This is a genomic window from Sporomusa termitida, assembly GCF_007641255.1.
In the GTDB taxonomy this organism is placed as follows: Bacteria; Bacillota; Negativicutes; order Sporomusales; family Sporomusaceae; genus Sporomusa; species Sporomusa termitida.
Genome location: NZ_CP036259.1, coordinates 1,671,036 through 1,683,420 on the forward strand (window position 1 = coordinate 1,671,036; position 12,385 = coordinate 1,683,420).

A 12,385-nucleotide genomic window follows, 5' to 3' on the forward strand; every position below is an offset into this window, starting at 1 on the left:
CCGCGATGGAGAAAATTATTATTCTGGGTGTCGGTAATATCCTGATGCAGGATGAAGGGTTTGGTGTCCGGGTGGTTGAGGAACTTACCCGGCGCTATCGCTTTCCGGACAATGTGCAGGTACTGGATGGCGGTACCCTGGGGATGGAGCTGTTGCGGTTTGTGACCGGCGCGGACCGTTTGCTGATCATTGATGCCGTAAGCGGCGGCGGCAGCCCCGGCGACCTGTACCAGTTTGCCAATGAAGAGGTTAAAGCCTATTTTAAAAACAAGGTATCGCTGCACGAGCTGGGGATTCAGGATGTTCTGGCCGCCCTGGAACTATTGGCGCAGCCTGTCCGGGAAGTCGTTATCCTTGGTATTCAGCCGGCAGTTATTGATGTTGGTCTGGAACTGAGTGAGGCCGTGCAGCCGGGGGTTGCTGCCACTGCCGACCGGGTGCTTACTATTTTGCAAGACTGGCGTATAAACAGCCTGCCGCTGACATAGGTATTAGCATGCGGGAGGTGGGGTTGTGAATTACAGTGCCCTCAATGTGGTTCTTACTCTGAAGGAAGAGCCTGAGCTTTTTCCGGCTGAAGATTACCGGTTTAATCAGGAAAAAAGCTGCCATGAGCTGTTAATTACTGTTTTAGGTCAAAAACTCTGGGTGAATACACGGGCTGTTAAGTTGAAGAAAGTAACAGGGGCAATTTTTTGCTGGCAGGAATACAATCAAGGCCAGTATGTGGAATTGAATCCGGCTAATTCCGTCTGCCCCGAATGCGGCTGGTGGCGGTGCCACCTGTGTGCTTCCTGCCGCTGTAACAAACCAGCTAAAAAAAATAATTGCAAGTAGTTTACAGTAACGGCAGGAAAAAGATGTTTTTGCACGTATAGTGTAACTTGTGGCCTGTTTAATTCTTCTCTAGGAGTGGTTTATTATGCTGCGCGGCATTCGTGGTGCAACAACTGTTACAGACAACAATCGTGAAGAGATTTTTGAACGCGTGGCTGAGCTGCTTGCGGCGATCATCCAGGAAAATGCGGTCGAAACGGAGGATATCGGGGCCGTAATCTTTAGCTCCACGCCGGACCTGAATGCGGCTTTCCCGGCGGCCGGGGCCAGAAAGCTGGGCTGGACCCAGGTGCCCCTTTTCGGCACCCAGGAGCTAGAGTGTCCGGATGCGCTGCCGCTTTGTATCCGGGTATTAATTCTTCTGAATACTGATACCCGCCAGTCGGATATCAGGCATGTATACCTGCATGGCGCGATGAGTTTGCGCCAGGATATCAAGCTATAAAATGGTGCATTAAAGCCTGCTTTGTCAAACGACCTAGCAGGCTTTAATAATTACCTACCGGATGTTAATGCTATTAAAATATATGAATTTTATTGCAAACAAAGGCTGACAGTGTAATAATAAATGGGTGGCAACAGGGAGGGACGGGTATGGAACTGAGTAAGCAAGTGATTTCAATTGTTGTACCGGTATTTAATGAACAAGACAATATTGATAACTTTTACCAGGAAGTTGTTAAACATATGGCACCGCTGGCCTATTCTTTTGAGCTGATTTTTATTGATGATGGCTCAAGTGATGCCACGCCTCTGATATTAGAGCGGTTAGCGCAGGCGGACGAGCGGGTACGGGCTTTGATTATGGCCCGGAATTTCGGCCATCAGGTGGCTTTGACCTGTGGCTTGGATTATGCCAGAGGCCATGCCGTCATTACCATGGATGGCGATATGCAGCATCCGCCGGATATGATTCCGCTGCTGATTGCTGAATGGGAAAATGGCTTTGAGGTAGTACAAACAGTCAGGATCAACACAGAGGGCGTTTCCTGGTTTAAAGGCTTTACTTCGGGTATGTTCTATAAAATGATGAATGTTATGTCCAATGTACAGGTAACTGAAGGGGGGTCTGACTTTCGTTTACTGGATAGAAAAGTGGTGGACAGCTTCTGCCGTTTCCGCGAACGGGCCCGGTTCATTCGCGGCATGATCAGTGCGATCGGGTACCGGCAGACTTACATAGAATTTGTTGCCCCCAAGAGATTTGCCGGACAATCTAAATTTTCCTGGCGAAGAATGCTGCATTTTGCTCTTGACGGTATTACCGCCTATTCAAAAACCCCGCTGCGCATTGCCTTTTATGTGGGGATAGCCATGGGCTTTGCCAGCATTGTTCTGACCCTGCAGGTTCTGTATATCCGGCTGTTTACCAATGAGGCTGTTCCCGGCTGGGCAACAATTACTGCCAGTATCTTGCTTTTAGGCGGCTTGCAGCTATCCGGCATCGGGATTATTGGCGAATATATCGGGCGAATCTTTGAGGAAGTGAAACAGCGGCCGCTTTATTGGCTCCGGGCGGAGCTCACCCGGCAAAAGGAAAAGGACGGCAGGTAAATGGTGGAGAAAAAACTTATTTTTTGCCCTAATAATTGTAAAAAAAACACGATTTTAGGCAGGAATTTTTAATTTTAAACAGAATATAACAAAAGTGAGCGTATAGAAAGCCGAATCCAGCTCCAGTACGGGGGAACCACTTTACGGGGGTGAAACCGGAGACTGTTATGTCTCCGGTAGGGTGCCTGCAACCCTAACCCGGCAGCTAACCTCGGAGGCCAGCGAGAGGAGAAACCAGTTTGCGCAAGTTTTTTGGGTTCATTGTCGTTTTCTGTCTCTTTTTTGGAACCACTGCTTTCGCCTTTGCTTCTGGTACATATGAAGCTGGCGACCAGGGAGAAGAAGTAGCCGCAATTCAATCACAGCTTAACAGCCTTGGCTTTAACGCCGGTGCGGCAGATGGTGATTTCGGCGACGTGACGGTCAGCGCCGTGAAGGCTTTCCAGAAGGCCCGTGGCCTTGAAGCCGATGGCGTAATCGGGCCGCAAACCTATCGGGCCCTGATGGGGCGGGATATCCCTGTCAGCCGTGATTCTTCCACTACTTCGGTACGGCGGATCATTCAGACCTCAATGCGTTATACTGGCGTGCCTTATGTGTTTGGTGGGACAAGCCCTAATGGTTTCGATTGTTCGGGTTTTACACGTTATGTTTTTGCTCAGAGCGGTGTTTACTTGCCGCGGATGGCTGATGAGCAGTTTGGGATTGGGCGGGCCGTATCACACAGCAGGCTCCGGCCGGGTGATCTGGTGTTCTTCAGCACTTACGCTGCCGGGGCATCTCACAGTGGCATCTATCTTGGCGACGGCAAGTTTATAAGTGCTACGTCCAGCCGCGGTGTTGCTATTAACGGCATGAACAGTAGTTACTGGGGGCCGCGCTATATTGGTGCCCGCAGGGTGATGTAAACTGACAGCAGGGAAGGCAATTGTCGGCCTTCCCCTTTTTATTTAATAATGCTTGTATTCTATAAATGGATTTGCCACAATAGAAGTGGTCACCCGATTATGCCATGGAGATATATTATGTTTAGTTTTTACTGGCGAAAATTTATCATTCCCTATTGGCTACTGGCTTTAACAGCGGTAGTTTGTTTTGTTATCGCCAGTGCTGCCGGTTTAGCGGCACCGTTGGTTGTGAAGCTGTTGATTGATGATGCGTTGTCTGGCGGTAATATTGCATTTTTACACTTTATTACGGTTGGAATTGTCCTCCTCTATCTTATCCGCGGTTTGTTTTCCTATGGTTATGGTTATGGCATGGCTAAAGCCGGTAATAAAATGCTGGCCAGGCTGCGCGAGGATATGTTTAATAAACTGCAGTCACTGGATTATGCCTACTATATGAAGATGCCTTCGGGAGAGATCCTCTCATTATTTACCAATGATCTTTTGTTTATCCAGCAGGCAGTTACGGCAGGTATTCCTGACGTTATTGTCGAGTCACTTAATCTGCTGGCTATTATGGCAATCATGATTTATTTTGACTGGGAACTGGCAATGGTTACCTTTGGCACTTTACCGTTTATTATTGTGGCAATCAGCGGTTTTAATCATAAAATAGGCCGCCTGGGGGCGCTTGTGGAACATCACCTGGCCAAAGTGACGGCCATTATTCAACAGTCGGTCGTAGCAGTTATGATTGTGCAGAGTTATGCCCGGGAAGATTATGAATATCGAAAATTTAGTGATAAGATCCGGCTGGCTGCCGGTGATTTGCTCAAGGCCCAGCGGTTAAGCGCGATTCTGGAGCCGCTGGTTGAATTTCTGGCTGCTATTGGTTTAACCATTATTGTCTGGTACGGCGGGCGGGAGGTTATTAACGGGGACCTTACCGTCGGCGGCATGTTTGCCTTCCTTGTCTACATTATCAATGTACCGGCGCCTGTCCGCAAAATTAGTCAGGGCCTGACTCAGCTTAAACTGGGAGTGGTCGCCTGGGAACGGATTAGCAGACTGCTTAATGAACAAAGGCCGGCTGTGGCAGACGGCCGTCTGGAGCTGGCCCAGGCCCAGGGACGGGTAGAGTTCAGGAATGTTTCTTTTGCGTATCAGCCAGGGCAACCGGTGCTCAACAATATTAATGTGACCGCGTACCCGGGCGAAGTTATTGCCATTGTGGGGCCGAGCGGGGCCGGTAAATCATCCTTTGCCAATCTGCTGCTGCGGTTTTATGACCCGGAGAGCGGAGCTGTCTTGCTGGATGGTATTAATATCAGGGAGCTTAAAATTAGTGCCCTGCGCAGGCATATTGGTTTTATTCAGCAAGAACCGATATTATTTAACATGTCAATACTGGAAAACATCCGTTATGGCCGGCCGGCGGCCACAATGAGTCAGGTTGACCAGGCCGCCAGGCTTGCTAATGCCTATGATTTTATTCGGGAGTTGCCGGCAGGTTATGATACTGTGGTCGGCGAATTAGGCGGCAACCTTTCCGGTGGTCAACGGCAGCGCATCGCAATCGCCCGGGCCATCATCACCGAGCCGGCCATATTACTCCTCGATGAACCGACTGCGGCCCTTGACGCCCATACGGAAAAGCTGGTTATGGCTGCAATCAGACAGGCCGGAGCCGGGCGCACCACGTTTATCATTACCCATCGTATGTCTACCATTATGGCCTCTGACCGGGTCCTGTATTTGTACGGCGGCAGGATCGCCGAAACCGGCACCCATCAGGAGCTTATCGCTCAGGGTGGTGCCTATGCCCGGGCCTATGAGCTTGGCAAATTTTGCATAAGTGAGTAAAATATTGGTAATAATCATAACACCATTCTGCCGGCCAGTCTTTATTGGGAGAGTAATAGATTGGCCGCTGTATTTTTTCGTAGCATTGTCTTAGTAACTGCGGCAAGAATTGACAGATGCCAGTCAGACTGATAACATCTAGATAGGAATATTCTTATGTAGAGTACGAAACGAGCACAACGCTGGCTGAGGAGGCTAATATGGCTGAAGTTAAACTGCATAATATTACCTTTGGTTATAATAATTCGGAAATGGTTCTGAGCAACATATCCTTTACTGTACAGCAAGGAGAATTTGTTGTAGCAGTAGGACCAAACGGGGCTGGCAAAAGCACGCTGTTGAAAATTATTGCCGGCCTGATTGAACCTGCTGCGGGCCAGGTCCTGATTGATAATGGCAGCATCCGGTCTGCCGCCCGGCAGGGAATTATGGCCTATGTACCCCAGCATTATTCTCAGAATACGGCAGCCTTTCCGGCGACTGTCGAGGAGATTGTTGCCCTGGGGTTTGTCGGCATGCGGGGGCGGTTAAAAGCGGCTGCTAATAAGCAGCTTGTTGGCCAGATGCTGGAAATGGTGGGGGCAGAGCAGCTAAAAGGCCGCCGGATTGGTGAACTGTCAGGCGGCCAGCAGCAGCGGGTGATGGTAGCCCGGGCTCTGGCGGGTGAGCCGCGGCTGTTATTGTTGGATGAACCAACAAGTGGTATTGATTATGCTGCCAGCAGCCGGATCTATGAATTGCTGGGCCAGCTTAACAGTACCCTGGGCATTACCATTATCATGGTGTCCCATGATATCGAGAACGGGACCCGTTTTGCTGCCAAAGTGGCCTGCATTAACCGGCATCTGTGTTTCTTTGGCGACAGTGAAGAATTCCGCTCCAGTCACGCCAGTATGCAGCATTTATGGTATTATTCCGGATTTACCGGTTAAGGAGGGGGCCTACTATGCCATTTCTAGAGATGTTTCAGTATGATTTTATGCAGCGGGCTTTTTTGGCCGGTATGATTACAGCGATTATCTGCCCGCTGCTGGGGATGTTTGTGGTTGTGCGCCGCCAGGCCATGATTGGTGACGGGCTGGGACACATTGCTTTTGCCGGCGTGACCGGCGGTTATCTGGCCGGCATCTATCCGGCGGCCGGCGCTTTTGTGCTGACAATTGCCGGCGCGGCCGGCATTGAACTGGTACGGCGCCGGCGGGCCCAGATGGCTGATACGGCTTTGGCTGTTTTTTTCTATGCAGGCATTGCCTTAGCCATCATCTTTAGCACTATTACCCGGATGCCCAGCGCAGGTTTGCTAGGGTTTCTGTTTGGCAGCATCTTAACAGTCTCCTGGCAGGATGTAATGGTTATTGCCGGCTGCGGCCTGGTTGTGCTGGCCTTTGTTTTCACTAATGTTACCAGGCTGATGCTGGTTGCCTTTGACGAAGAGGTGGCCAGGGTTGCCGGTATCCGTACCGATGCCGTCAATATGGCATTAAGTATTGTTACTGCCATAACGGTTGTTACAGGCATGATGGTGGTGGGGATTCTGATGGTAAGCGCGCTGATGATTGTGCCGGTGGCAGCGGCGGAGCAGCTGGGAAAGGGTTTTAAAGCTACCATGACCTGGGCGGTAGGGTTGGCGGTCCTTGCTGTTGTTGGCGGCCTGACGGCGGCTTTTTATTTGGACATTGCCCCGGGCGGTTCTATCATTATGACGGTTATAATCTTTTATATTCTTATTGCCGCTGCCCGCCGCCTTAGGTATACATGGCGCTCCGTCCGACGGACACAATCTTACACATAACTGAATGCAACCTGTTTAATTTGGTATAATTAGGATAAATTACTATACATAATAAGGAGGCTTTACCTTGGATACCTGCAGAAAACAAGCCTGGGGGGTATTACGACAGCATGTACAAAGCGAGGTGCTGTTAAAGCACTGCCTGGCAGTCGAAATTGCTATGCGGGCGTATGCCGCCAAATTTGGTGAGGATATTGAATACTGGGGTGCCATAGGCTTGCTCCATGATGTTGATTTCGAAAAATATCCTCATGATCATCCTAACCATGCCGGGGAAATCCTGCGTGCTGCCGGCTATGACGGTCAGTTTGTCACCGATGTTGAAAGCCACGCCCGCGACTGGGAACCGGAACGTACGCTGCTGCAAAAAACACTGCTGGCAGTTGATGAATTGACCGGTTTCATTATTGCCTGTGCATTGGTGCGTCCTGATAAGAATCTGGACAATCTGGAAGTAAAATCGGTAATGAAAAAAATGAAGGACAAAGCCTTTGCCCGTGCGGTTAACCGTGAAACCATAATCACCAGTGCCGCAGCGATGGACGTCGAACTAAAAGAACATGTTGAATTTGTTACGAAAGCTTTGGCACAGGCGGTTAAAAAGCCTGAATATCAGGAACTGCCGCTGGTAGGCTGACGGAATTAAACATAAACCGGAGAGGCGGTGCATAAAGATTAATGAGGACAGCTAAGAGGAGAGGGATAATGGCCAAAAATATTCTGAATAAGCTTACCGTTAATCTTTATGACACTGACAACATCCGGGGGAAAATTTATGAACATCTGATAATGCTCTTAAAATGCCAGGAGGGCCATGCCATAAGGCCCCTTGTGGCGTTGTGCATCGGCTCTGACCGTTATACCGGCGATGCATTGGGGCCGCTTATCGGCACTCAGCTCGAAGAACACACGGACTGCAGTGTTTACGGAACACTTGATCATCCGGTTCATGCCGGTAACTTTGTTGAAACTGTAAACATTATTAATCACCGTTATCACCACCCGCTGATCATTGCCATTGATGCCTGTCTGGGGAAAGCACATGAAATCGGCAATATTGAGATCTGGCAGGGCGGGCTGGCGGCAGGTATTGCGGTGGGCAACAGGCTGCCCACTGTCGGTGATATTTCGGTAATTGGGGTAGTCAATGCCCAGAGCCAGATCGGTTATCTTGACCTGCAAAGCACCCCCTTGTCAAAAGTAATGAAACTGAGCAAAGCGATCAGCGAGGCGCTTGTTGATTGCGTCAATACGGCAATGGTCGAGGCCATGCCGGCCTGCACGCAGTCTGCTGCCAAATAACAAAGTTAGAAAACCGGCTATGCCAAGTCCTTCAGTACACCGGTAGAAGTCAAGACTCAGCCTGAATTTTTATACATGTTGATAGGGATAAAAAGCGGGCTTGCTCACGTAAAGTGACAAGCCCGCTTTTTCAGAATTGCTTCAGTCCTCAGGAAATAATCTGTTCCACAACATATACAGGATAATTAAGGTCCCGGCAAAAAACAAGCCAATATCGGCAATGTAACGTTCCACAGCCATCCACACTCCCCGACTTAGCATTTATTCTTATCTGGATTATATGCTACTTGCGGACAGGGTGCAAGGGATCCAATAAATATTTTTTGCTGCCAGGCACATTCAGCTTGTCCCGCCCATAAAATTTAACCGACAGACTTTTGGGGGTGAGTGACTGAATGGGCCTTTCGTTTCTTATGGTATTGGCAGCTTCGGTAATTAAAGGCATCACCCTGTTAGTGTCTTACATCGCCAACAATACTTTTCCTTTGCCGTTATCGGAAAAAGATGAACAGGTTTATCTGCAACGGCTTAAAAGTGGGGATGAAGACGCTCGCAATGTCCTGATTGAACGGAACCTGAGACTGGTAGCACACATTGTCAAAAAATTTGACAACACCGGTGAAGATGTTGATGACCTTATTTCCATTGGTACAATTGGCCTTATTAAAGCCATCAACACATTTGATCCATCCAAGAAAATCAGGTTGGCTACATATGCGGCCCGGTGTATTGAAAATGAAATCCTCATGCACTTAAGGAGCACTCGCCGTATCCGGACCGAAGTTAGTCTGTATGATCCTATTGGCGTCGATAAAGAGGGCAATGAGTTAACACTTACTGTTTATCTGTTTTGACTCTCTAAGCCGCGAATTACTTGGGTAAAATCGGGTATAGCACCAGTGTGAAATCATCGTCGCGCTGGTGCTTTTCTTTTCGGTAAGTGGCATTTTCAAGAACAGATTTTAGCATTTGATTTTTAATTGCGGGGTCTTTGGTTTTATCATACACATCAAGTACCTTTTCTAATTTAGGGATAATATCCTTCCTGGCTTTCTCGCGTTTGGTTTCATTTCTAATTGCTTTTTCCGTATCTGCAATATTCTTCTCGGCTTCGCTGATTCGTTCGGAGAGATTTTGCGACCGATCTAAATAAGTGGCTTCATCGTATATGCCGCGTTCTAATAAATCGTGCAATCTCTCTTTCTGCTGGACCAGCTCTTTTAGTTCTTTGGTAAGGTTCTGCTGGACCTTTTTCTTAATGTTTATGACATTATCTTTTTCTTCAGCCGGCTTGGTTTTGCCCCACTGAGTACGGTACTCTTCCAGCCAGGCGCGTAATCCCGCTATTACTTTGACTTCGACATATTCGAAGCGGCTGCTTTTATTGGTACATTGCTTGTTATAGCACATCAAGTGAGGGTATTTCTGGTGTGAGTAAGGCCTGTAAATCATAGATGCGCCGCACATGTCGCACTTAACTAAGCCGGCCAGGGGGTTTGTGATTCCATTGATCATCGGATAGGGAACATGGTATTTACCTTTTAAAATAGCTTGAGCTTTGTTAAAAAGTTCTTTGGACACAAGCGGCTCATGTTTACCTTTTATATCAATCCACTCTGATCTGGGGCGTGTTTTGGTATCGCGCTTTTTGTTGGGATCTTTAGATTTCTTTTGCTCTTTCTTTTTCCATTGCAACTGTCCAGTATAGACTTCATTCTTGAGAATAAAAAGAACTGTCGATGGCTCCCAGGGCTTGCCGGTGTAAGTCGCATGCCCTAAGCGATTTAGTTCCGTGGCAATCTTATTAGATCCCATTCTAATACTAGGATCATCGTTAGCGTATAAATCGAAAATTAGCCGCACTACAGGGGCTTGTTCGGGGTGGGGTACTAATACCCTGCTCTGCTCTTTTTTTTCAACCAGATAGCCGTATGGCGGTCTGGTGCCAATATAATTGCCGTCCTCAACTGAACGTATCCGGCCACCTTGCAAACGCCTGGTGATGATCTTCAGTTCTTTACGCGCCATGAAAGCTTCAAACTCAGTGTACTCTTCGTCAAACTCATCGTTTAGGTCATACACCTTGCGAGGGGTGACAATCAGCGTCTTTGACTGCTTAAAGGTCCGCAGAATAAGCCCTTGGTCTTCCATATCGCCACGGCCAAGACGGTCAATCTCCACACAGAAGACAGAACGCCACTTATTTTCGGAAACCTCTTTAAGTAATTGCATCATTTCCGGACGGTGAATAACGCTTTCACCAGATACGACTTCCTCAAAAACATGGGTGATGTTAACATTATAGTCTTTGGCCAGCCTGAATAGGTCCCGTTTGTGTTTGGCCATTGTTTCACCTTCGCCGCGGGCTTCTGCCTCGCGGTCCTCACGCGATTTGCGGAGGTAGAAGGTAGCTGGCTCTAAATCTGTGCGAGTGTGCCTCTGTCGCAATGGTATCACCTCTAAGGTGTAGTATAACAAAATGCCCTTCCGGGCAAGCGGTAACACAGTATTTTTTTAAAGGTGGCGTCACTTTTTTCGGGCTTTTGCGCTTTATGCTAGAATTAAATAAATACTAAGCAATAAGGAGATGAGGCGCATGGCTATCAAGCTTTGCAATAGTCCGTAAACACCGTCCATAAGGGCGGTGTTTTCCTTTGCTTGTCGAATTATAGCGCATTATGAAGAACGTTCGGTAGTTGTCCAAAGCAGGAAAAAGGAGTATAATAAATATCGAACATATATTCGATGCGGTTTGAATCAGGGACTAAACTGGCCTTCTGGTTAAAGTACGAATTTTAACTTCATGCTCGCCAGCAATCTCAAATAACGACTTCATATCATCGCGAATATTAGTTTCAATCTGAGATATATTTTCTTTTAGTTCCGTCCGAATAGCATCGATTTCATCGATTACGTGAGTTCTTAGTTCGGCGACATCGTCCTTTGTAGCTACTTTAGCATTCATAATAGTGAGCATTTTCTCTGTTCTTTTGACGGCTTCCAAGTTAGCAGTAGTAACCTTTAAGCCGTTAACTTCAGCACTAATAAATTCGGTGTTATGCCGAACAGCTTTAACGATTTGATTAGTTTCAAGCATCTGACCTTCAAGATTAGATACATCGGGTTTGATCTCCGAAACATCAGTTTCGATTCGATCAAGCCGACTGTCCATTTTATCTAGTTGAGAAATAATTTGTTTTAAGAGTTGTTCACTCATTGGTTTTACCTCGCTTTTTTAAGCAATCGAATGTCTGCCTCATGTTCGAAGGTCCGGTCATTCAGGGCATCAAGTTTAGCTTCCACACGGGATATGGTTTCGGTTTTTTCGCCAAGTAAATTGACCATATTGACAATATCGGTAAAACCTTGTTCGGTGGTTTGCTTTAAATCGGTAATATCCTGCCTCAAAGTAGTTGTATCCTGTTTTAAAATAGTTACGTCCTGCTTCAAAGTGGTGACATCCTGGCGAAGTTCTTCGATGGAAGCATTATTGTTGCCAACCATTTTAATTAATTGTTCGAGCATGGAGTGCATTTGATTAAGTTGTTCACTCATATTATCAACTCACTTATATATATTTGATTGGAGGGAGAGTTAGTGGAGAGGAAAGGTAGTATTGCTGACGACGATAGACCCAATAACAATTTAAGCGAAGATGATATTAGGCCAATAAAGGACTTTTTTGTATTAGTATTACTACAAAGCCTTATCGACGAGGAGCAATAATTGAATTCATGATTTTGTCTAAAGCCTCTTGGTTTTCTGCCGAGAGGCTTTTAAATTTTTGTAGTAACTCTTGGATTTTCTCATCTTTATTATCATCAGTTGAGGTTTTAAACTTATCTAAAATCTGTTTTTGTTCTTCGTTGAGATCCAGTTTCTCGGCATGGTCAATTATTTCATGTGCATTTTCAAATAGAGTATCAATAGGGATTTCTAATAACTCTAGATACTGCTCTATCTTAGAACTAGGGATATTTATAGATCCATTCTCCCATCTGGTCACAGTAGGGACTTCTACGCCTGTAGCGTCAGCAATATCTTTGGCTGTCAAATTCTTCTTTTTTCTTAATTCTCTTAGATGTAACCCTATTTTCATTGCTTTTTCTCCTTATATACGTGTCAAGTATATAATAAACTTATTTTCATT

General features: G+C 47.0%; 15 protein-coding genes and 1 riboswitch. Of the genes, 11 read left to right on the plus strand and 4 right to left on the minus strand.

Annotated elements, in window-relative coordinates:
- Positions 1–5 precede the first annotated feature (5 nt).
- The 11 genes from SPTER_RS07395 to SPTER_RS07445 all read left to right on the plus strand — a co-directional run bounded on the left by SPTER_RS07395 (position 6) and on the right by SPTER_RS07445 (position 9,089).
- Positions 6–488 carry a HyaD/HybD family hydrogenase maturation endopeptidase gene (locus tag SPTER_RS07395; protein ID WP_144349746.1) on the plus strand — a complete coding sequence of 161 codons (483 nt, stop codon included), beginning with the start codon at positions 6–8 and terminating at the stop codon, positions 486–488.
- A 25-nt stretch (positions 489–513) separates the two neighbouring features.
- Positions 514–837, plus strand: coding sequence for a hypothetical protein (locus SPTER_RS07400; RefSeq protein ID WP_144349748.1), 324 nt, complete (start codon positions 514–516; stop codon positions 835–837).
- Between the two features lie 85 nt (positions 838–922).
- Positions 923–1,282: a chorismate mutase gene (aroH, locus tag SPTER_RS07405; RefSeq protein ID WP_144349749.1), complete on the plus strand. Its 360-nt coding sequence runs from the start codon at positions 923–925 to the stop codon at positions 1,280–1,282.
- Positions 1,283–1,431: 149 nt separating this feature from the next.
- Complete coding sequence (locus SPTER_RS07410) at positions 1,432–2,391, plus strand: glycosyltransferase family 2 protein (RefSeq protein WP_144349751.1); 960 nt, start codon at positions 1,432–1,434, stop codon at positions 2,389–2,391.
- A 98-nt stretch (positions 2,392–2,489) separates the two neighbouring features.
- Positions 2,490–2,626, plus strand: a riboswitch (cyclic di-AMP (ydaO/yuaA leader).
- 4 nt (positions 2,627–2,630) lie between these two features.
- Entirely contained in the window at positions 2,631–3,299 is a 669-nt protein-coding gene (locus tag SPTER_RS07415; protein ID WP_144349752.1) for a C40 family peptidase, read from the plus strand.
- Between the two features lie 117 nt (positions 3,300–3,416).
- Positions 3,417–5,141, plus strand: a complete 1,725-nt coding sequence (locus SPTER_RS07420; RefSeq protein WP_170233188.1) for an ABC transporter ATP-binding protein — start codon at positions 3,417–3,419, stop codon at positions 5,139–5,141.
- A gap of 200 nt (positions 5,142–5,341) precedes the next feature.
- Positions 5,342–6,073 carry a metal ABC transporter ATP-binding protein gene (locus SPTER_RS07425; RefSeq protein WP_144349755.1) on the plus strand — a complete coding sequence of 244 codons (732 nt, stop codon included), beginning with the start codon at positions 5,342–5,344 and terminating at the stop codon, positions 6,071–6,073.
- Between the two features lie 14 nt (positions 6,074–6,087).
- Positions 6,088–6,933 (plus strand): metal ABC transporter permease, encoded by an 846-nt coding sequence (locus SPTER_RS07430; RefSeq protein ID WP_144349757.1) that lies wholly within the window; start codon positions 6,088–6,090, stop codon positions 6,931–6,933.
- 67 nt (positions 6,934–7,000) lie between these two features.
- Positions 7,001–7,570 carry an HDIG domain-containing metalloprotein gene (locus SPTER_RS07435; RefSeq protein WP_144349759.1) on the plus strand — a complete coding sequence of 190 codons (570 nt, stop codon included), beginning with the start codon at positions 7,001–7,003 and terminating at the stop codon, positions 7,568–7,570.
- A gap of 68 nt (positions 7,571–7,638) precedes the next feature.
- Positions 7,639–8,235, plus strand: coding sequence for a spore protease YyaC (gene yyaC / locus SPTER_RS07440; protein ID WP_144349760.1), 597 nt, complete (start codon positions 7,639–7,641; stop codon positions 8,233–8,235).
- Positions 8,236–8,630: 395 nt separating this feature from the next.
- Entirely contained in the window at positions 8,631–9,089 is a 459-nt protein-coding gene (locus SPTER_RS07445; protein ID WP_144349761.1) for a sigma-70 family RNA polymerase sigma factor, read from the plus strand.
- A gap of 16 nt (positions 9,090–9,105) precedes the next feature.
- Here the strand turns inward: SPTER_RS07445 and SPTER_RS07450 are convergent, their stop codons facing one another.
- The 4 genes from SPTER_RS07450 to SPTER_RS07465 form a co-directional block, all read right to left on the minus strand.
- Positions 9,106–10,581, minus strand: a complete 1,476-nt coding sequence (locus SPTER_RS07450) for a recombinase family protein (RefSeq protein WP_246105524.1) — start codon at positions 10,579–10,581, stop codon at positions 9,106–9,108.
- A 418-nt stretch (positions 10,582–10,999) separates the two neighbouring features.
- Positions 11,000–11,452, minus strand: coding sequence for a hypothetical protein (locus SPTER_RS07455; protein ID WP_144349765.1), 453 nt, complete (start codon positions 11,450–11,452; stop codon positions 11,000–11,002).
- Positions 11,453–11,457: 5 nt separating this feature from the next.
- Complete coding sequence (locus SPTER_RS07460) at positions 11,458–11,790, minus strand: hypothetical protein (RefSeq protein ID WP_144349767.1); 333 nt, start codon at positions 11,788–11,790, stop codon at positions 11,458–11,460.
- Positions 11,791–11,941: 151 nt separating this feature from the next.
- Positions 11,942–12,334 (minus strand): helix-turn-helix domain-containing protein, encoded by a 393-nt coding sequence (locus SPTER_RS07465; protein ID WP_144349769.1) that lies wholly within the window; start codon positions 12,332–12,334, stop codon positions 11,942–11,944.
- Positions 12,335–12,385 lie beyond the last annotated feature (51 nt).